This window comes from Planococcus sp. 107-1 (genome assembly GCF_021513255.1).
Classification (GTDB): domain Bacteria; phylum Bacillota; class Bacilli; order Bacillales_A; family Planococcaceae; genus Planococcus.
The window spans coordinates 1,999,602-2,019,669 of record NZ_CP090977.1 but is presented as its reverse complement, the minus strand read 5'-3'; the positions used below and the strand labels follow the sequence as shown (position 1 = coordinate 2,019,669).

The following is a 20,068-nucleotide window of genomic DNA, read 5'->3' as shown; positions in this document are numbered from 1 at the left end:
GAGCAAGATGAGGCAACGAGTAAATCCCTTGCCTTGAGAGGAGTTAGCAGAATTGCTTTTGAAAATGAAAGCGGTCCACATGTTAATCCATTCGCTTTTTAAGTTTTATTAAAATGAGAAGGTGCATTGATGATGAATTGGGACGAACGCAGGCAAATTGTAAAAGTATCAAGGCTCTATTATTTTGACGGGCTGACACAGGCAGAAATCGCAAAAAAAATGGGGGTTTCCACCCGGTGATCTCCAAATTGCTGAACAAAGCGCGTGAAAATGGCATAGTTGAAATTTATATCAAAGACGAAAATGCACATACAGTCGAATTAGAACATCGCCTTGAAAAGAAATACCAATTGAAAGAAGCGATTGTGGTTCCAGCTGCAGGACGAGATCCTGAAATGATTAAGCATTCTTTAGGAAAAGCGGCGTCTTTTTACATATCCAAAAATATTAACGGAAAAAAGTCGCTGGGCATTTCCTGGGGAGCACATTGGCTAAGTTTGTTCAGGAATATCCATATGAGCAGCATCAACAGCTGAAAATCATTCCGCTAGTTGGAGGGATGGGAAGAAGCCTGGTGGAAATTCATTCGAATTTGCTAGCTTATCAGCTTTCTCAAAAAATGAATACAGGTTGCTCCTATCTCTATGCTCCGGCAATGGTCGAGACAGCTGAATTGAAACGCCGCTTAATCGAATCGGAGGATATTGCGATGGTTCTGGAAGAAGGGCGAAATGTTGATATGGCAGTAGTGGGAATCGGCAACCCCTATGAAGGTTCGACAATGGCTACGATGCAGTATTTGACGGGAGAGGATTTAGAATCATTGAAGGAAGCGGGGGCGATAGGGGATATCGGTTCACGTTTCTATGACCAGTCTGGCAATGAAATCAAACACCCGTTAAACGAATTGGTCATCGGCCTCGATATTAATGAATATAAAAAAATTCCGGAAGTAATTGGCATTGTAGAAGGTTCCCATAAAGTGGAAAGCATACGAGCTGCGCTAAATGGCAATTACTTAAATGTATTGGTGATTGATGATGTAACAGCTGATTTGATTACGTGAAAAAGCAAGGCCATCCGAAATAGGGTGGCCTTGCTTTTGCTTTAACGATTTGACAGGGACTGGCCCGATGGCAGGTTTTCCATCGTATAGCCTATGCCAGTTAAAGCAAGCATCGCAATGGATGCAAATTTCTCATTGACCAAGAGTCCTTGAACTTTCGGGACGTATTGAGGAAATTCAGCTTCCATCCCGGATGTTTGCGGTAAAAAAAGCTGACGCCTTGAGCTGCCCAATACATTGAAGGCAGCAGTGCGGAAAGCTGAATATCTTGGTGTGAATCGAATGTTTTACGGCTAAGAAAGTATAAACTGGCCGTACCGAGAAACGCGCCAAGGGTAATTGACATAGCATCATGGAATTTCGCATGAGGCGGCCAATCGGGGTTTTTCATATGTGTTTTGTTCATATCCGCTATAAAGCCTCCGAGCACTGTAAATACCGCAACACTGCCGAGAATAATTTTTCCAGTTGAGAGTCTTTTTTTCTTAGGTCCGTGGTAAATGATGGGCGCCATAGAGTAAGTTGCTGGAAAAGTTCTGCCTGCTTCAGCCATTCGCCGTCCCTCCAATTTAGTGATTATTGAGTTAACTGGCCGTTTAAAAACTATATTCCCGAATTTTCGGATGCAAACAACTAATTCGCTGTAAATGCAAAACACGCAGCCCTTTAAAAAGCGCTGCGTGTTTTGCATTTTAAAGCAGTTAATTCATATCATTCAATTTGTAAAGGAAGATCGCGTAATCGCCGCGTGTAATGGGGTCAACGGTTCCAAAGGTAGTTGCCGTTTTCCCATTAGTAATCTGATACTCAACTAATGCAGCAACTGCGTCGCGGTAACGTCCACCCACATCTGTAAATGCGGTATCTTTAGTAACGGCATTCATGCGGTACGCTCTTGTCAACATAATCGCCATTTCGCCGCGTGTAATCAAATCGTTCGAACCGAATTCCACAGCTGATTTCCCGTTGATGATGCCTTCAGCTTTCAAAGCATTTACATATTCGATGCCGCGCTTCGGCACATCTTTAAATCCGGATGGCTCATCATCTAGATTCAGTTTAAGTGCTTTGGCTAACATGATGGCAGCATCTACACGTTTGATTGGATCACCCGTACCGAATTTGCTGTTGGAGTATCCTTTTGTAATATCCTCTTGGATTAAGTACATTACAGAAGGCATGTATTTCTTAGCGACATCAGTAAAGGCAACGGGTGCCGGAACTGGGCCAGGATCTGGAGCAGGGCCAGGGTCAGGCGTTGGCGTTGGAACAGGTGTTGGATCTGGTGTCGGTGTCGGGACAGGAGTCGAACCGCCACCGCCGGGATTACCAGGGTCAGGTGTTGTACCACCACCACCGCCACCAGGGTTGCCCGGATTTGTCGGAGTTCCTGGGTTCGTTGGTGTTTCAGGCTCAGGGTCTGGCTCAGGAGTCGGTTTTACAGGTCCAGCTTCAGTGCCTGTTGTGAATTCATAAATATCTGATTTGAATTCACTGTTTTCCGTATAAGCATTCATGTACCAGAAATATTTTGTTTTTGGTTCAAGGTTTTTCCATTCTGCTGAAGCTTTGCCTTTTTCCAGCTCTTCATCTACACCAATCTCTTTTTCTTTATAGATTTCAGCGGAGACATAATCGGTTGAGACTTCTTTTTTGTTTTTAGCGATCGCTTCTTGATTCGGTTCCCAATCGACTAAGTCGTATTTGCCAGTGAAGGAATCTTCAGGTTCATAGTGGTCAATGTCTCCAGTGATAGCGGAAATCGCCGTGAATTCAATTTCCTCTGTTTCAGGTTTGAAATCAACGAATCGAAGATAGCCATCGCCGCCTTCACCTACGCCTTGATAATTCCCCATTACTTGCAATACTTCACGCTCTGAACCATCTTCGTTCTGCAATTTAGAGATTTTCTTTTTAGCTCCATTAAAATGGCCAGAAAGAACAAGTTTCACGTTTTCATTTGGAACGACTACTTTGTTATAGACGACTGTAGGAATCCCAGGATCAAGGCTGCCGTTGTGCGCCAGGTATTGATGCATATTCAGTACAGCATTTTTCTCCGCATGCTCTGCCAACACACGGTTTGCCCATTCGATGGTTTCCGGTTTATCCTCTAATCCAAATCCAAGATACAGGAAGACGAATTCATGGCCATTCAAGGTCATCAAATCATAATGATTTTGATTATTATTCATGTTCTCGCCGTACCAGTACTTTCCTTCGAAGCGATCAGCACCGGCATATTTATGGAAATAGGTGTAGTCTATGCGCATATCGGACTTATGCTGAACATCATGGTTTCCAGCTAATACGCCGTATGGAATTTTGGCTGCATCCATTCGGTCCAGGTTTTTCTTGGCGACAGCCCATTCTTCTTCGCTATCCGGGGTATCCACCAAGTCTCCTGTATTGATCACATATTCGAAGCGGTCTTTGTTGTATTGATCAATGATGAAATCTGTGACTTTGTCCCAATTTTCCGGGAAGAGCCTTGCGTAGAACTGGGTATCTGTAAACCATAGTAATGAGAATTCTTCTTTAGAAGGAGCAGTATTCTTCAGTTCATTTTGAACTTTTACCAGGATTTTTCCGGCGTCCATGAATTTTGTATCCGAAACATTAATAGAGAAATCGATTTCGCTACCTTTGCTATCGGATTTTTTTTCAGTCACTTTAACCCATTCAGTTTTGGAATGGTCCCAAACTGAAATGGAAAGCGTTGAATCAGGCAATGTTTTTCCTTGCCAATTGATTTCAGCCGATCCGCCTTTTTCAAGTTTTCCGGCATCAACTTCGAAAGTCTGGAAAGAATCCCCCTGATCAGAGGCAGTCGTAAAGTATTTGCCATCGTCTGAAGCTAGTTCAGCTTTGTTTTCAGGAGTCGCTTCTTTTTCTTCACCTGCTACATTTGCTTTCGCTTTAATGCCGTCAGTGGAAAAATCCTTAAAATCTCCTTGCATGAATTCAACAGCTTCAACCGGGTCGTTGTTACTCACAACGGCTTCTAATGAAGCGTTTCGGTAAACATCGGCAGCGGCGTTCGCAGGTGCTACTTCTGTAAAAGCTGAATCGGCAGCTAAGGTCGGCACTGGCGCAATGAGGCTAAAAGTCATTGCGGCAGCCGCTGCATAGGTAAAGAATTTTTTCGTCATAATCCATCCTCCTCAATAGTGATCCGTCAATTTAGAAAAAAGCATTAATAAGCTGTAAATAATTGATAAGTCTATTTTGAATATTCAAATAACTTATTGTTTTTGATAATAACATAAAAGCACATATAAAAACCTATTAAAAATTAAAATATTTGGTTAATTTATCGTAAAATGATTCTTTTGAATTAGTTAAAAAGGCATCGGAAACAAAAAAATAACTTTTTTAAGAGGAAATTAATTGAAGTGGTGGAAGAAAAGAAAAACCATCGACATAAAAATGTCGATGGTTGAAGTAAGTCTATTATGGAAGTTTTATCTTAGCCATAATAAGACCAATAGATTTTATCGATTTTTCTTTCGAGCTCTTGGAGATGTACAAATCGTGCTTCTCTTAATAATTCCAATCCTTGATCAAAAAGCAGTAAAACAGGTGCTGTGAAGATCGATAGTTGACCAGCAAGTTCTGGCTGATCCGTTACATCAACCGTTTTCGTTTGGATTTTCGGGAAATCATTCAACACTTCCTCAACCTGAGGAAGCAGTGCATGGCAAACACTTCAGGACGGGCTTAGGATATAAAGGAAATTCAAGCCGGGCTGCTTCATAAAATTTGTAGTTTCTTCTGCTGTAATAAGTTTTTCCATTTGCTGCACCTCCCATATTGTCTTCTAAAGCATTTTCCCTATTTCACTTTAAACTATGCATTTATTCAGTTTAGAGGTTAAGGGGAAGGGGAATCTTGATGACAATAGCTTCATAAAATTTTTTTCTCCTATTGAACAGGCGAGCGTAAAGACTTTTTTTTATTTCATGCTACGCATAAAATTCAGTGTAAATCGGCAGATCATGCTTCTGAAAAAAGAGAGAAGGGGAAGAGATGAAAGAAAAATATAGCAGCCAGGCCGGACATTCAAATCAACTTCCAAGGAAAACAGGCATCACTCAGTTAAGAGCAGCAATCGGCGGAAATGCTTATGGCCATGTGCTGGAAATTGGATCCGGCACAGGAGCGAACTTTCCTTTTTATAAAAATGCGTTAAGCGTAGATGCCATTGAACCGGATGAAAGAAGAGTTAGCCGGTCACGCAAACAAGTCAAAATGGCAAAAGCGCCTATCCATCTCCATGTTGCTAAAGCAGAACAATTGCCCTTTAATGAGAATGTGTTTGATACGGTCGTAGCGACTCTCGTATTTTGTACGATCCCTGATCCTCAAAAGGCGCTTGAGGAAATTCAGCGGGTAGCGAAACCTGGTGCAAGGATCTTTTTCTTGAACATGTGCGGATGCCGCAGCCAATAATGGGAAAAGCACAGGATTTGATGACGCCGCTTTGGAAAAAAGCATTTGGCGGTTGTCATTTAAACCGGGATACACTAGCGTTGATACAAAATTCGAAACTGTCGGTAACAGTAATAGAAACGTATTATAAAGGCTGGGTTTTGAAAATTGACTGTTTAAACGACTTTCTGCCTTCACAGTGAAATACAAAAAAGGCTGCCGGCGTATTCGCCGACAGCCTTTTTTAAGTTACTCGCGATGTTCTTTATATCGGTCTTGTTTGGTTAGGCTAAGTGCCTCGTTAATTTGTTCAGGTGACACAGCCGTTTCATAGGCTTGCAGAGTAGCTTCTATTTGAGAAGGAGAACTGGCGCCTGCAACGATGGATGCGATGGCAGGCTGCTGCAACACAGAGTGCACTGAAAGGGCGTGAAGGCTCGGATGGATATTCGTCAATTCCTCTACTATATTCACGAGTTGGCCTTCCTGATAAGTCAGATAGCTGCCTGATTTTGTTGCACGCTTCAATCCTTCACTGGTCAACATTCCTTTTGCGAGGCTGCCGCGTGTAACGACAGAACGGCCAGCCGACTCGATAGCCTCTAAATATTCCTCAGGTCTTCGGTCCAAAAGACTGTATTGCATCATAATCGAAGCGATATTACTTTTTTCAAGATAACGCTTTATAACATTCGGCCGAATAGACGAAATGCCATATTCCCGAATCAAGCCTTCTTTTTTCAACGATTCGAAAGCTTCAATCGTTTCATCGATATGATCGGTAATCATTCCGCCATGAAGTTGATAAAGGTCGATATAATCCGTTTGGAGGCGTCGCAAACTATGATGCACTTGCTCCGTAATATAGGATTTAGTGGCGTTCCATTTCACATCTTCTGATTCGGGTTCCCACTGATTGCCGACTTTGGTGGCAAGGATGATGTTCTGGCGATGAGGTTTTAACAAGTTGCCGACCAACTCCTCATTTTTGCCTTTATTGTACAAATCAGCTGTGTCAAAATAATTGATGCCGGAAGAAACAGCTGCGTCGATAATGGTTCCAGCTTCTTGCTGGTTCTGCGGCAATGACATGCAGCCAAAACCGATTTCACTCACTTGGATGTTGCTTGACCCTAAAGTTCTTTTCTTCATCATTACACCTCGTTTAATTTGTTGTTTTCCTTATGGTATACTTTGCCATAGAGAAATCACAAATGAAAAGAGGCAGAGCATGAGTAAATTTGAAGAAAAAACGATCCAATCCGAAAGAATTTACGAAGGGAAAATCATTAACTTGAAAGTTGATGATGTTATTTTGCCGAATGGCAACCAATCGAAACGCGAACTGATCGAGCATCCAGGGGCTGTCGCATTGGTTGCCATTACGGAAGATCATAAAATAATTATGGTAGAGCAATTCCGGAAAGCGCTCGAACGGACCATCATCGAAATTCCGGCTGGGAAAATTGAAAAAGGCGAAGACCCGAAATACACGGCGATGCGTGAACTGGAAGAAGAAACCGGCTATTCTGCAGATCATCTTGAACTGATCCAATCATTTTCGACTTCACCCGGGTTCGCAGATGAAGTGATTCATCTCTATTCCGCAACAGGATTAAAGAAATCGACTTCAGGCGCGGTTTTAGATGACGATGAATTTGTGGAACTATTAGAAGTGACGATTGAAGAAGCAGAGCAATTGATGAAAGAGAACCGCATTTACGATGCTAAAACGGCTTTTGCTGTATTGTGGGCAAAACAGAAAATCGCAAATGAGAATTGAACTCCTTCTTATTTATAATCATTCTTAATAAAGAATGGTTGTATCTGTTGTAAATGAGAACTGTCTTTTGATATAATGAAGACAGTTTAGGGGAGGGCGTCGCATGGAAACTAGGATTGACCGTATAAAAAAACAGTTGCACGCTGCGAGTTACAAACTGACGCCACAGCGTGAAGCAACTGTCCGAATCTTGTTAAACCATGAAGAAGACCATTTGAGTGCAGAAGACGTCTACCTGTTAGTGAAAGACATAGCACCGGAAATCGGATTGGCCACAGTGTATCGGACATTGGAATTACTCACAGAGTTGAAAATTGTCGACAAAATCAATTTTGGTGACGGAGTTTCGCGCTACGATTTACGCCAAGAAGGCGCAGCTCACTTCCATCACCATTTAGTTTGTATAGAGTGCGGAGCAGTAGACGAAATACAAGAAGATTTGCTTGAAGATGTGGAGGCCGTTGTAGAAAAACGGTGGAATTTCCAAATTAAAGACCACCGTCTCACGTTTCATGGCATTTGCTGGCGTTGCCATGACCGCAACTCACAAGATTCGTCCCAATGATTGGTGAGAAAAGGAAGGACGGCCGTTTAAAGGTCATCCTTCCTTTTCTATTTTGGATTAGGAGGGGAAAAGATGAAATATGCACAAGATGCGCTAGACGATTATTTGCATTTCCTGCGGGTAGAACGCCAACTGGCTGCGAATACGCTGGTTTCCTACGAACGTGATTTAAAAAGCTATTTGCATTATTTAAAAGAAGTCGAGCAATTGGATTCCTTAAGAAAAGTGGAACGCGTACATATCTTAAACCATTTGCGCCATTTGAAAGAAAATACGAAAACGTCTAGGACCGTTGCCCGCCACATTTCTTCTATCCGGTCATTCCACCAATTTCTTATTAGAGAACGGGTAGTCGACAACGATCCTACCGTCCATTTAGAAATGCCTCAAATGGATAAGAAATTGCCGAACGTCTTATCTATTGAAGAAGTGGATGCGTTGATCCAAGCGCCGGATACAAAAAAAGCGAATGGAATCCGCGACCAGGCGATGCTGGAACTTCTCTATGGAAGCGGCATGCGGTCAGTGAATGCATAAATTTAAATATAGATGACATCAACCTGACGATGGGATTTGTCCGGTGCTTTGGCAAAGGCGGGAAAGAACGAATCATTCCATTGGGAAAATCAGCCTTAAGTGCTTGTAAAGTTTATTTGGATGGACCGCGCCAAGAACTTGTGAAAGCGGAAACAAAAACCGATGCGCTGTTCATCAATCAACGCGGGAAACGCTTGACTCGACAAGGATTTTGGAAACTGCTCAAGCAGCATGCCCAAAAAGCCGGCATCCAGAAAGAGTTGACGCCGCATACGCTTAGGCATTCGTTTGCGACTCATTTAATTGAAAATGGTGCGGATTTGCGGGCAGTTCAGGAAATGCTTGGCCATGCCGATATCTCTACAACACAAATTTATACGCATGTCAGCAAAACAAGATTAAAAGACGTATATACGCAATTTCATCCTCGTGCTTAAAAAACACAGGTCAGACTTCTGACAATACAGGGAAATATGTTACTATAGAATCGTAAACAAGGAGGAAGAAATATGACTAATAAACCGTTTCATCGCATACATTTAATCGTACTGGATTCTGTGGGAATTGGTGAAGCGCCTGATGCTGAAGCATTCGGCGATGTAGGTTCTAATACGGTAGGCCACATTGCAGAAGCGATAGGCGGGCTTACTATGCCACACATGGAAAAATTGGGGCTTGCCAACATTGTCCCAGTAAAAGGAATGGAAGCTTCTGAAAGCCCTTCCGCTTATTTCGGGAAATTACAAGAAGCCTCTGTAGGCAAAGATACAATGACAGGGCACTGGGAAATCATGGGCTTAAATATCGACACCCCTTTCAAAGTGTATCCTGAAGGTTTCCCGGAAACCTTGATCAAGCAATTAGAAGAAAAAACAGGGCGCAAAGTGATCGGCAATAAACCGGCCAGCGGCACTGAAATTTTGGATGAGCTTGGGGAAGAGCATATGGAGACTGGGGCAATCATTGTCTATACTTCTGCAGATCCAGTTTTGCAAATCGCGGCTCATGAAGAAATCATTCCGTTGGAAGAACTGTATAAGATTTGTGAAATTGCCCGGGAATTGACGCTTTCTCCTGAATTTTTGGTTGGACGAGTTATCGCTCGCCCGTTCTTAGGGGAAAAAGGCGCATTCAAGCGAACTTCAAATCGCCACGATTATGCGTTGAAGCCGTTTGACCGTACTGTAATGAACGAAATGAAAGACATCGGTAAAGATGTCATTGCGATCGGCAAGATCAATGATATCTACAATGGTGAAGGCGTGACTAAAGCCATCCGTACGAAAGACAATATGGATGGAATGGATAAGCTCGTCGAGGTGGTAAAAGAAGACTTTAACGGCTTAAGCTTCTTGAACTTAGTGGATTTTGATGCGCTTTACGGCCATAGAAGAAACCCGGAAGGCTATGGAGAAGCTCTTGAAGCTTTCGATAAGCGCCTGCCGGAAGTGCTTGAGCAAATGAAAGATGATGATTTATTGCTTATTACAGCCGACCACGGCAACGATCCGACGTTCCCGGGCACTGACCATACACGTGAATACGTTCCGCTTCTTGCTTATTCTCCGCGCTTTAGCGGTGGAAAAGAGCTCGAACTAGGAAAAACTTTTGCAGATATCGGAGCAACGATTGCAGAGAATTTTGCAGCGCCGATGCCGAAATTCGGTTCAAGCTTCCTATCTAAACTAAACTAAAAAAGGCGGTAATCGTTCATGAGAATGGTTGATTTAATTGAAAAGAAAAGAGACGGTTTTGAACTGTCTACTGAAGAAATCCAACACATCGTTACAGGCTATACAGCAGGAGATATTCCAGATTACCAAATGAGTGCTTTCCTTATGGCAATCTATTTTAAAAACATGACAGACCGCGAACGGGCAGACTTGACGCTCGCTATGGCAGGTTCAGGAGATCAAATCGACTTATCGGCAATTGACGGCATTAAAGTCGATAAGCATTCAACTGGCGGAGTCGGCGACACAACTACTTTAGTGTTGGGTCCTTTAGTAGCGGCTTGCGGCGTTCCGGTTGCGAAAATGAGCGGACGGGGCCTCGGCCATACAGGCGGTACGATTGATAAATTAGAAGCAATTGAAGGATTCCATGTCGAATTGTCAACGGAAGAATTCATCAAGCAAGTAAATGATATTAAATTGGCGGTTATTGGCCAAAGCGGAAACTTGACGCCTGCAGATAAGAAATTGTATGCACTACGCGATGTAACAGCGACAGTCAACAGTATTCCTCTAATCGCGAGTTCCATCATGAGCAAGAAAATTGCTGCGGTGCAGATGCAATCGTCCTTGATGTTAAAACGGGTGAAGGGGCATTCATGAAGACGGCGGAAGACGCTAAAGAACTGGCGCATGCCATGGTTGGAATCGGCAATGCGACTGGGCGGAAGACAATGGCCATCATTTCAGATATGAGCCAGCCGCTTGGGTTTGCAATCGGCAATGCACTTGAAGTCAAAGAAGCGATTGAAACATTGCAAGGAAACGGTCCAGAAGATTTAACAGAATTGTGCTTAGTACTGGGCAGCCAGATGGTAGTAGTCGGCGGAAAAGCGGAAACCTTGGAAGAAGCCCGTGCGATGCTTGAAGAAGTGATTGCAAACGGTGAAGCCTTGAAGGTCATGAAACAATTCATCGAAAACCAAGGTGGAAACCCTGCAATTGTTGACGATGTCAGCTTATTGCCGCAAGCAAAATACGTGAATGAAGTTCCTTCGGAAAAAGAAGGCTATATTTCATTCATGGAAGCGGATGAAATTGGAACAGCTGCAATGGTTCTTGGGGCTGGACGCGCGACGAAAGAATCGGAAATCGATTTGGCTGTCGGCATTGTATTGAATAAAAAAGTGGGCGATTTCGTGAGAAAAAGGCGAATCGATTGCCACTATTTATTCGAACACAGAAGAACTCGCAGAATGCATGAAGATGATATATAATAGTATCGAATATACAAGCGAACCGGTTGAAACGACGCCGCTGATTTCAGCGCTGATCACCGATTGACAAATCTTGCTGAGATTATTCTCAGCAAGGTTTTTTAACATCCGCCATTCGCGCAACAGGAGGGAAATCATGTATCTATACGGAACACAAACGATTAATGAAGAGGGCCATTTAACAATCGGAGGCACAGATTCAATCGATCTAGTGAAAGAATATGGAACACCGTTGTATGTATACGATATTCAATTATTCCGTGACCGGGCAAAAGCATTCCAGAAAACATTCGAAGAAGCCGGAATTGGCTATCAAGTGGCCTATGCGAGTAAAGCCTTTTCGACAATCGCGATCTATCAAGTAGCAGCTGAAGAAAATTTATCGCTTGATGTCGTTTCTGCCGGAGAATTATATACAGCCATCAAAGCCGGCTTCCCAAAACAAAAAATCCATTTCCATGGCAATAACAAAAGTTTTGAGGAGCTGCAGATGGCATTTGAAGAAGGCATCGGCTGCATCGTTGTCGACAACTTCTATGAGATTGAATCGATAAAAAGATTGTCAGAACAACGTCAGCAGCGGATGAATATTTTGCTTCGCGTAACCCCAGGAATTGAAGCGCATACCCATGATTACATTACGACGGGCCAAGAAGACTCGAAATTCGGGTTTGATTTAATGAATGGCCAAGCAGATCAGGCTTTTCAGGAAGTTTATCAACATGGATTTTTAAATTTGCTGGGCCTGCATTGCCATATTGGTTCCCAAATATTTGATACTGCTGCGTTCCGTTTAGCCGCTGAGAAATTAGTCGGGAAAATGGGCCATTGGAAAACGGAATCTGGTTATACATGCCCTGTCTTGAATTTGGGCGGCGGTTTCGGCATCCGTTACACAGAAGATGACGAGCCTCTAGAACCTTCTGTTTATGTGAAAGAAATGATTGAAACTGTAAAAGAAACGACAATTGCGATGGATTTTCCAATTCCTGAAATCTGGATTGAACCCGGCCGCTCATTGATTGGCGATGCCGGAACGACGCTTTATACGATCGGTTCCATGAAAGAAGTTCCAGGAACCCGGAAGTATGCAGCTGTGGACGGAGGCATGTCGGACAATATCCGCCCGGCATTATACGGGGCGAAATACAGTTCGATCTTGGCGAATAAAGCCGATCAAGCGATTAATGAGCAATATACAATTGCCGGAAAATGCTGTGAATCGGGTGATAAGTTAATCGAACAAGCAGATTTGCCGAAAGTGGAGTCTGGAGACATACTGGGTGTTTTCTGTACAGGTGCATATGGCTATTCGATGGCAAGCAATTATAACCGGATTGCCGCCCTGCGGTGGTTTTTGCGGAAAATGGTGAACATCAATTAGTTGTCCGACGGGAAAACTTAGACGATTTGATTAAACAAGACATGTCTTATAAACAACAGGTGAAACCTTAATGAGAAAAACCAATATCCTTTTGATGATCTTGCTTTTAGCGATGGCAATTGGATGGGGCGTCATCTACTGGCTATTCTTTGCAGAAGGCGTCATCAACGGATAGTACTGACCGAACTTGAGTTATTTCCGAGTTTATAGTAGGATAAAAAAAGCCGCTTAAACATGAAAATGAGGGATCGGATATGTTATTCAGATATAAGAAATCATTTGAGAAAATCGCTATGGGGCTGTTATCGTTCATGCCGAAAGAGCGAGAGTTGAAGAAACTGCAGCAAACGATGCATATATATGAAGAAAATCCGGATTGGCAACTATACCTCTGGAAAAAAGGCGAAGATTTTGTCGGGCTCTTAGGTGTTGAAGTGCAAGAAGAATACTTTGTTATCCATCATGTTTCGGTAAATCCGTCACATAGAGGCGATGGAATCGGCCGGGCGATGGTTGAGAAAATCCAGCAAACCATGCAAGGCAAAGAAATGCGCGCAACAGAAGAAACGCAGTCTTTTTTAGAGAAATGCCCTGAAAAAAAGCTGAATTATAAGTTAAGCGGTTCTTTAGAAAACAGCATAGAACAAAAAAGAAAGTGCCAATATGGCACTTTCTTTTTTGTGGTAATTATTATATTTAAAAAATGTTTCCAATAAATTTTACGCAAATAAAAAAGCACTGCTGAAATAGCGCGTGCATTTTCTAGTGAAAAAGATTTACCAGCTGACTATATTAGAATCATTATAGTTCTAAGTTTCTGCGCTTGCGTTGTTCGCGAAGGTTGATGATGGAGGAGCGGTCGCGCAGGCGATGTTTATGCATGAGATAATAAGGGTCTTGAGCAGCATTTGGATGCTGTTGCCGATACGCTGACACTGCATTTTCAAGCTCTTTTGATGTAATGGCCACCTTGAATGGAGCAAAAGGTTTCCGTTCTGTCACGGCATCAATCGCATGCGTCAGGCAATCAATCAATTGCTGTTCGTCGAATCCCTCTGTCCAGACTCCAGCGTTTGTAAGCTTTACTCTAGAGCGGATAAAAGAGCGCAATGCCCCTGGATAATTGCTTCTTCTCCAATGGTACATGCCGACCGCTAATTGGATCCAGCCGGTCAAGGGGTGCGTTTTATCTTTCGGAGCTACTGCTTTCCAATACTCTTCCCCTACTTCATGGCATTCGAAATAATCTTCTTCATAATTAAAATGAATGATAAATTCAATAAAAAGTGTATGGTGGAGTGGGTGCATTTTAATCCCCTTTCTACTATAATATAATGAAGTTGATTGAATCGAAATGCAACTTCATTTATATGGATTAGGCGCTAGCCGTAGGCAATCTATTTATTCAATATTACTGAAATCAACAGTCAGGTGGTCAATCATGTCTTATGAAGTAAAAGTAGAGGCTTTTGAAGGTCCTCTTGATTTATTATTGCATTTAATACACCGTTTGGAAATCGATATTTACGATATTCCAGTTTCTGAGATCACTTCTCAGTACATGGAACACATTCGTGCACTTCAAGTCCTTGAATTGAATGAGGCGAGTGAGTACTTAGTAATGGCCGCTACCTTGCTGGCGATCAAAAGCAAAATGCTGCTGCCGGTACATGAAGGGGATATAGAAGAGATCGACTACGAATTCGACGAGCAAGACCCGCGGATGAGCTGGTTTCCCGATTGATCGAATACCGCAGATTCAAAGAAGCTTCCATAAAGTTAAAAGAGCTGGAAGCGAATCGATCGGCCATTTATACAAAAGCGCCGATGGACTTAAACGAACTTCAAGCAAACCCAACTACAGAGAATGTAGATCTGGAAGTGAATGCCTACGACATGCTTGGTGCATTCCAAAAAATGCTTCGGCGTAAGCAGCTTAAAGCGCCGCTGTCGGCCCGGGTTACACGCCAAGAAGTATCTATTAAAGATCAAATGGGTTCGATTGTCAATCGTCTGAAGATAGCAAATGGCCGGACTAACTTTGCAGATCTATTTTCTTCTGATGATAAAACGGTTTTGGTAGTATCGTTTCTCTCTATTTTGGAATTGATGAAACGGCAAGTCGTAAAAGTGGAACAAGAAAAGAATTTCACCGATTTAATGGTGGAATTAAAAAAGGAGACGTGGGATTATGATGACGACTCTTTCGAGTAAAATAGAAGCATTGTTGTTTGTGACAGGTGATGATGGCTTGACCATGAAACAGCTTCAATTTTTGACAGAGGCTGAAGAAAATGAAATTCAAGAAAGTGTCAAGGAATTGACACATAAATATAGCGAAGGCGATTCAGGAATCATGCTGAAAGAATTGGCTGGGGTTTATCAGCTCGTAACCAAACCGGAAGTGGCAGAAACGATCCAGAAACTGGTCGAAAATCCGACAAGCCAAGCGCTATCCCAAGCATCATTAGAGGTATTGGCGATTGTTGCTTACAAACAGCCATTAACACGGTTGGAAGTGGAAGATTTGCGCGGAGTAAAAAGCGAAAAGCCGCTCCATACATTGGCAGCTAAAGGATTGATTCAAGAAGTGGGCCGCGCTGAAGGCGCAGGCAGAGCGATTCTTTACGGCACAACCAAAGAATTTCTGAATTATTTCGGCTTGAAAGACATAAGCGAATTGCCGGCATTGCCGGAAGAGGCAAATGAAAGCCAAGACGAAGAAACAGATCTGTTTATGACACGGTTTCAAGAGGCTTTCAAAGAAGAAGTAAAAGCATAATGGGTGTGAGGCGGCCGAGAATCGGCCGCCATTTTTTGTTCGTTCAAAAAAAGCGGCAATTATGGTTTTCTTTCGATGGAATGGCTTTCAACTCCTCGCATCGGATTCTTTAGGTGCCAAACAAGCTTGTTTTCCAATTGGCCGCAATGCTGAGCACTTTCTCTTTTCTTCGAAATGTGACATAATTCCGAGTGAGACTACGGGAACAAGAGTGTGCGAAAGCAGGCGCTTCCGCTTTTCAAAATATATCAATGAGGTGAACTTATGGAGAGATTACAGAAAATGCTTGCGCATGCAGGCGTTGCTTCAAGACGGAAGTCGGAGCAATTGATTTTAGATGGCAAAGTACGGGTTAACGGTAAAGTGGTAAAAGAATTGGGCACAAAAGTTTCCCAATCGGATACCATTGAAGTAGAAGGCGTTCAATTGGAAAAAGAGCAAAAAGTCTATTATCTACTGTATAAACCGCGCGGTGTGATTTCAGCAGTAAGCGATGACAAGAACCGCAAAGTAGTAACGGATTTCTTTGATGATATCGATAAACGGATTTATCCGGTAGGGCGTCTGGATTACGACACTTCTGGACTTTTGCTGATGACAAATGACGGCGAATTTGCCAACATTCTTACGCATCCTAAATTTGAAATCGACAAAACATACGTCGCCTGCTTGAAAGGAATCCCGACAAAAGAGGATTTGCAGAAATTAGAGCGTGGCATCAAACTTGAAGACGGCATGACAGCTCCAGCAAAAGTGAAATTATTGTCAGGGGATAAAAAGACGGGCAAAGCGATAGTTCAAATTACCATCCATGAAGGAAGAAACCGCCAAGTGAGAAGAATGTTCGATGCAATTGGTTTCCCTGTCCAAAAATTGAGCCGTGAACAATTTGCGTTTTTGACATTAAAAGGGTTAAATGCTGGTGAATCAAGAGAATTGTCTGCTCATGAAGTAAAGCTGCTGCGTGTAATGGCAGAGACTGGCAAGCGCCACTAACGTTCACAAACCCTTCAAAACTCCATCCATTACAAGTATGAAACTTTGCTATAATTGGATTTGCATTCTAAACCTCGAAGGAGGAATAAAATTGAACGAAAAGAAAAACAAGAAGAAGCAAAATAGGCTCATCATGAGATCGGCTATTTTGCTTGTTTTAATCGCTGCAATCGGCTACACCATATACAATAGTGCGACAGCAGACGACGTAACCGTACTGGAAGTCGGGGATAAAGCGCCTGATTTCGCATTAGCGGACCTGGAAGGCAATGACCATAAATTGTCCGATTACAAAGGGCAAGGGGTATTTTTGAATTTCTGGGGAACTTGGTGCAAACCGTGCGCCAAAGAAATGCCGGCGATGGATAGACAGTTTGATGTCTTTAAAGACCAAGGTGTTCAAGTGTTGGCTGTGAATATAGCACAGTCCGATTTTGAGGTACAGTCTTTTTCAGATCAATATGGCTTATCATTTCCGATTGTGATCGATAAAACCAAAAGTGTCATGACCGCTTATAATATCCGGCCGTTGCCGACAACGGTGCTTATCAATCCAGAAGGTGAAATTGAACGGATCGTCACAGGTGAAATGACGGAAGAGGATATCAAAGGTTTTATGGAAGAAATCAAACCTGAATAAGGAGTTTTTTTCGGATGGAGAAAATACAATGTCAATGCGGTCATCTAAATCCGCCCGGAACAGTATTGTGTGAAGCGTGCGGACGCTCGTTGACTGAAAAAGAACAGAAAAGCAAGCTTGTGGATATGCGATATGAAGGAACTGCCAGAAGATCGCAAACTTACAATAAGTCCATAATTGATAAAATCTGGAATTTCTTTTCCAGTGTTAAAGTAGGAGTCAGTTTAATTGTTCTCTTGCTTGTTGCGGCGGCAATCGGAACCATTTTGCCTCAAAAAGCTTATATTCCAGCAACAACAGCTGCAGAAATCAAAGCTTATTACACTGATGTCTACGGAAGCGTCGGGCGAGTTTATCACTTTCTCGGATTCCACGACATGTACAGTTCTTTCTGGTTCATCCTTTTAGTCGGTTTACTGGCAATTTCATTGATTGTTGCGAGTCTGGACCGTTTTGTTCCGCTTTACCGTTCATTGAAAAATCAGCGTGTGCTGCGGCACATCAGTTTCATGAACAAACAGCGGATTTTCGCTGACGGCCCTGGAGCTGACGACAGTTTGCAAAAAGCTGAAGCGAAGCTGAAAGAACTTAAATACAAGGTCACGACAGACAAAAATGGTTTATTGGCTGAAAAAGGCCGGTTTTCAAGATGGGGCCCTTATGTCAATCATATCGGATTAATCATTTTCCTTTTCGGGGTCATGCTGCGGATGATGCCGGGCTTTTATGTGGATGAAAGTCTTTGGCTGCGTGAAGGAGAGACAAGAGCCATTCCGGAAGCCCCGGGCTATTCCTTGGAAAGCAAAGGCTTTGAATTGGAGACATATACCGGTGAAGACGACGAAGCGGTCTTTAATGAAGCAATTGACCGTGTCGGTTCAGTAGCGAAAAACTATCAAACGGACATTGTTCTTTATCAAAAGCCTGAAGATAGTTTGCCAGGTGCAACGGATTTAGAAAAAGTAAAAGAATCATCTATCCGCGTTAACGAACCGTTAAAATTTGATGGCTATGCAATTTATCAAATGGATTTCCGTTTAGATGAGCTAAAAGCCATGAAATTTCAGTTAACCAATAAAGAGACAGAAGAATCACTAGGGGAATTGACAATCGATTTGATCAACCCTGAGAAAACATATGAGTTTGAAAATGGCGCTACCGTGAATTTATTGGGTTATTATCCGGATTTTTCAGGCTTTGAAAACGGAGAACCTCAAACTGCAACGCCGTTGCCAAACAATCCAGGATTTTTAGTAGAAATGAAAACACCTGAAACACCTGATGGAGAAACCAGTTTTATCACGATCAAAAATACAGTAGAACCTTTTGGGGAAAACCAATATAAACTTGCTTTCCAAGCAGCGGAAACTCGTGATGTCTCCGGATTGACCATCCGTAAAGACCGCACTTTGCCGATTCTCGGTTTAGGTGGATTGATCTTTATGATCGGGGTTGCGCAAGGGATGTACTTTAACCACCGCCGTTTCTGGATTCAGCAAAAAGCGGATGGCGAGATCCTTTTAGCAGGCCATACCAATAAAAACTGGTTCGGCTTGAAGAAAGATCTTGACCAAGTGACGGAATATGCATCGCTTCCTGCATATGTAGACCAGCAGGAGGAAATCGAGAAAGCAGAGAAATTGGAAAGTGAGGAACAGTCATGAGTTTAACTGATTTAAGCGCAAACCTTTTATATGTCGCATTTTTTGCTTATTTAATTGCGGCAATTGTATTTGGGGGAGCAGTAAAAGGAAACAAAGAAGGTTCATTTCAATCCGAAGGCCGATGGGGCAAAATCGCATTCATCATCACCATCGCGGCTTTATCGCCAACTTAGGCTATTTCTTTACCCGATGGGGCGCTACAGGGCATGCGCCACTAAGCAATATGTTCGAATTTACAACAGCATTCGGCATGACGCTTGTAGCCGGGTTCATTGTCATCTACGCATTGTATAAAACACCAGTTGTCGGGATGGTCGTATTGCCTGTTGCATTATTGATCATCGCATTCGCAAGCATGTTCCCGAGTGAAGTCAGCCCGTTGATTCCGGCGCTTCAGTCTAACTGGTTAGCAATCCATGTCAGCACAGTAGTTCTTGCCGAAGGGGTGCTGGCAATCAGCGCCGCTGCCGGATTGATTTACTTGTTGAAAGTGGTTGATCTGAACAAAAAATCCAAACAGCGATTTTGGTTGGAAGCCATTATGTATTCATTGGTCCTTGTTGTCGGCTTTGTTGTAGCAAGTTCGTATTTCACATTAACAGGCTATCAATCCGATTTCACTTATGTGGATAAAGAAGGGGCAGCTGCTGAAATTACGTATCACATGCCTGCCATTTTTGGAATGCATGAATATGAGCAGCTGTCTGAAGACAAGATGACGCCGCTGATGGAAACTCCTGCAGTGGTCAATGCCGGTAAATTAACGACTGTTACTTGGTCCTTGATTGTCGGAACCATCCTTTATTGGTTGATTCGATTGATCGCACGGAAAAGAATTGCCGCGATCTTCAAACCATTTGTTAAAAATGTCAACTTGCAATTAATGGATGAAATCGGATACCGAGCTGTAATTATCGGTTTCCCACTCTTCTCGTTAGGCGCATTGATTTTTGCTATGATTTGGGCGCAAATTGCTTGGTCCCGCTTCTGGGGCTGGGACCCGAAAGAAGTATGGGCACTCGTTACTTGGTTATTCTATGCAGCTTATCTTCACCTCCGTCTTGGAAAAGGTTGGCATGGAGAAAAATCAGCATGGCTTGGTGTGATCGGTTTTGCCATCATCATGTTCAACTTAGTAGCGGTAAACTTGATTATTGCAGGTTTGCATTCTTACGCATAACAATGAAAAGCGGTAACAACCGCTTACGACCCGAGAACCTGGCTGCTTTAGTCTGGACAACGAAAAGCGAAACGCTTGGAATACTCAGCA

At 42.8% G+C, this 20,068-nt stretch carries 14 protein-coding genes and 7 pseudogenes; 16 read left to right on the top strand and 5 right to left on the bottom strand.

Annotated elements, in window-relative coordinates; genetic code table 11:
- Positions 1 to 129: 129 nt before the first annotated feature.
- Positions 130 to 240 (top strand): sigma factor-like helix-turn-helix DNA-binding protein, encoded by a 111-nt coding sequence (locus tag L0M13_RS18735; RefSeq protein WP_397443480.1) that lies wholly within the window; start codon positions 130 to 132, stop codon positions 238 to 240.
- Positions 237 to 1,066 (top strand): annotated as a pseudogene (locus L0M13_RS10705) (sugar-binding transcriptional regulator). Before L0M13_RS18735 ends, L0M13_RS10705 begins: the two are co-directional and overlap by 4 nt.
- A gap of 100 nt (positions 1,067 to 1,166) precedes the next feature.
- On the opposite strand, the gene L0M13_RS10700 reads toward L0M13_RS10705, so the two are convergent.
- From L0M13_RS10700 to L0M13_RS10690, 3 genes are all read right to left on the bottom strand, one after another.
- Positions 1,167 to 1,619, bottom strand: a complete 453-nt coding sequence (locus tag L0M13_RS10700; protein ID WP_235196505.1) for a DUF6640 family protein — start codon at positions 1,617 to 1,619, stop codon at positions 1,167 to 1,169.
- Positions 1,620 to 1,767: 148 nt separating this feature from the next.
- Positions 1,768 to 4,218, bottom strand: a complete 2,451-nt coding sequence (locus L0M13_RS10695; protein ID WP_235196503.1) for an S-layer homology domain-containing protein — start codon at positions 4,216 to 4,218, stop codon at positions 1,768 to 1,770.
- A gap of 317 nt (positions 4,219 to 4,535) precedes the next feature.
- Positions 4,536 to 4,760, bottom strand: coding sequence for a thioredoxin family protein (locus L0M13_RS10690; RefSeq protein ID WP_260107773.1), 225 nt, complete (start codon positions 4,758 to 4,760; stop codon positions 4,536 to 4,538).
- A gap of 335 nt (positions 4,761 to 5,095) precedes the next feature.
- Between L0M13_RS10690 and L0M13_RS10685 the strand changes: the two genes are divergently transcribed.
- On the top strand, positions 5,096 to 5,518 hold the full coding sequence (locus L0M13_RS10685) for a class I SAM-dependent methyltransferase (protein ID WP_235196501.1): 423 nt from the start codon (positions 5,096 to 5,098) through the stop codon (positions 5,516 to 5,518).
- 228 nt (positions 5,519 to 5,746) lie between these two features.
- Here the strand turns inward: L0M13_RS10685 and L0M13_RS10680 are convergent, their stop codons facing one another.
- Positions 5,747 to 6,649, bottom strand: coding sequence for an aldo/keto reductase (locus L0M13_RS10680; protein ID WP_235196500.1), 903 nt, complete (start codon positions 6,647 to 6,649; stop codon positions 5,747 to 5,749).
- A gap of 79 nt (positions 6,650 to 6,728) precedes the next feature.
- On the opposite strand from L0M13_RS10680, the gene L0M13_RS10675 reads away from it, so the two are divergent.
- The 7 genes and pseudogenes from L0M13_RS10675 to L0M13_RS10645 form a co-directional block, all read left to right on the top strand.
- A complete protein-coding gene (locus L0M13_RS10675) occupies positions 6,729 to 7,280 on the top strand; it encodes an NUDIX hydrolase (protein ID WP_235196499.1) in 552 nt (183 codons plus the stop codon).
- Between the two features lie 103 nt (positions 7,281 to 7,383).
- On the top strand, positions 7,384 to 7,845 hold the full coding sequence (locus L0M13_RS10670) for a ferric iron uptake transcriptional regulator (RefSeq protein ID WP_235196498.1): 462 nt from the start codon (positions 7,384 to 7,386) through the stop codon (positions 7,843 to 7,845).
- 72 nt (positions 7,846 to 7,917) lie between these two features.
- Positions 7,918 to 8,819, top strand: a pseudogene (xerD, locus tag L0M13_RS10665) (site-specific tyrosine recombinase XerD).
- A 72-nt stretch (positions 8,820 to 8,891) separates the two neighbouring features.
- The gene (gene deoB, locus L0M13_RS10660; RefSeq protein WP_235196496.1) at positions 8,892 to 10,076 is read left to right on the top strand and encodes a phosphopentomutase; all 1,185 of its coding nucleotides are present in this window, start codon (positions 8,892 to 8,894) and stop codon (positions 10,074 to 10,076) included.
- A gap of 18 nt (positions 10,077 to 10,094) precedes the next feature.
- Positions 10,095 to 11,301: pseudogene (locus L0M13_RS10655) on the top strand (pyrimidine-nucleoside phosphorylase); the annotation flags it as partial.
- Positions 11,302 to 11,468: 167 nt separating this feature from the next.
- Positions 11,469 to 12,787: pseudogene (gene lysA / locus L0M13_RS10650) on the top strand (diaminopimelate decarboxylase).
- Between the two features lie 183 nt (positions 12,788 to 12,970).
- Positions 12,971 to 13,318: pseudogene (locus tag L0M13_RS10645) on the top strand (GNAT family N-acetyltransferase); the annotation flags it as partial.
- A gap of 199 nt (positions 13,319 to 13,517) precedes the next feature.
- Here L0M13_RS10645 and L0M13_RS10640 read toward each other — a convergent pair.
- Complete coding sequence (locus L0M13_RS10640; RefSeq protein ID WP_235196494.1) at positions 13,518 to 14,024, bottom strand: DUF309 domain-containing protein; 507 nt, start codon at positions 14,022 to 14,024, stop codon at positions 13,518 to 13,520.
- A gap of 133 nt (positions 14,025 to 14,157) precedes the next feature.
- Here L0M13_RS10640 and L0M13_RS10635 point away from each other — a divergent pair.
- From L0M13_RS10635 to ccsB, 6 genes and pseudogenes are all read left to right on the top strand, one after another.
- Positions 14,158 to 14,930: pseudogene (locus L0M13_RS10635) on the top strand (segregation/condensation protein A).
- Positions 14,908 to 15,498: an SMC-Scp complex subunit ScpB gene (scpB, locus tag L0M13_RS10630; RefSeq protein ID WP_235196493.1), complete on the top strand. Its 591-nt coding sequence runs from the start codon at positions 14,908 to 14,910 to the stop codon at positions 15,496 to 15,498. Before L0M13_RS10635 ends, scpB begins: the two are co-directional and overlap by 23 nt.
- A 264-nt stretch (positions 15,499 to 15,762) precedes the next feature.
- Positions 15,763 to 16,494, top strand: a complete 732-nt coding sequence (locus L0M13_RS10625) for a pseudouridine synthase (protein ID WP_235196492.1) — start codon at positions 15,763 to 15,765, stop codon at positions 16,492 to 16,494.
- 37 nt (positions 16,495 to 16,531) lie between these two features.
- A complete protein-coding gene (gene resA / locus L0M13_RS10620; RefSeq protein ID WP_260107330.1) occupies positions 16,532 to 17,134 on the top strand; it encodes a thiol-disulfide oxidoreductase ResA in 603 nt (200 codons plus the stop codon).
- A gap of 14 nt (positions 17,135 to 17,148) precedes the next feature.
- Complete coding sequence (locus L0M13_RS10615; protein ID WP_235196491.1) at positions 17,149 to 18,798, top strand: cytochrome c biogenesis ResB family protein; 1,650 nt, start codon at positions 17,149 to 17,151, stop codon at positions 18,796 to 18,798.
- A pseudogene (ccsB, locus tag L0M13_RS10610) lies at positions 18,795 to 19,978 on the top strand (c-type cytochrome biogenesis protein CcsB). The gene L0M13_RS10615 and the pseudogene ccsB overlap by 4 nt, the downstream one beginning before the upstream one ends.
- Positions 19,979 to 20,068: the final 90 nt, after the last annotated feature.

Coding starts and splice junctions, on each gene's coding strand:
- L0M13_RS18735 (WP_397443480.1), top strand. CDS start 130: ATGATGAATTGGGACGAACGCAGGCAAATTGTAAAAGTATCAAGGCTC.
- L0M13_RS10700 (WP_235196505.1), bottom strand. CDS start 1,619: ATGGCTGAAGCAGGCAGAACTTTTCCAGCAACTTACTCTATGGCGCCC.
- L0M13_RS10695 (WP_235196503.1), bottom strand. CDS start 4,218: ATGACGAAAAAATTCTTTACCTATGCAGCGGCTGCCGCAATGACTTTT.
- L0M13_RS10685 (WP_235196501.1), top strand. CDS start 5,096: ATGAAAGAAAAATATAGCAGCCAGGCCGGACATTCAAATCAACTTCCA.
- L0M13_RS10680 (WP_235196500.1), bottom strand. CDS start 6,649: ATGAAGAAAAGAACTTTAGGGTCAAGCAACATCCAAGTGAGTGAAATC.
- L0M13_RS10675 (WP_235196499.1), top strand. CDS start 6,729: ATGAGTAAATTTGAAGAAAAAACGATCCAATCCGAAAGAATTTACGAA.
- L0M13_RS10670 (WP_235196498.1), top strand. CDS start 7,384: ATGGAAACTAGGATTGACCGTATAAAAAAACAGTTGCACGCTGCGAGT.
- deoB (WP_235196496.1), top strand. CDS start 8,892: ATGACTAATAAACCGTTTCATCGCATACATTTAATCGTACTGGATTCT.
- L0M13_RS10640 (WP_235196494.1), bottom strand. CDS start 14,024: ATGCACCCACTCCACCATACACTTTTTATTGAATTTATCATTCATTTT.
- scpB (WP_235196493.1), top strand. CDS start 14,908: ATGATGACGACTCTTTCGAGTAAAATAGAAGCATTGTTGTTTGTGACA.
- L0M13_RS10625 (WP_235196492.1), top strand. CDS start 15,763: ATGGAGAGATTACAGAAAATGCTTGCGCATGCAGGCGTTGCTTCAAGA.
- resA (WP_260107330.1), top strand. CDS start 16,532: ATGAAACTTTGCTATAATTGGATTTGCATTCTAAACCTCGAAGGAGGA.
- L0M13_RS10615 (WP_235196491.1), top strand. CDS start 17,149: ATGGAGAAAATACAATGTCAATGCGGTCATCTAAATCCGCCCGGAACA.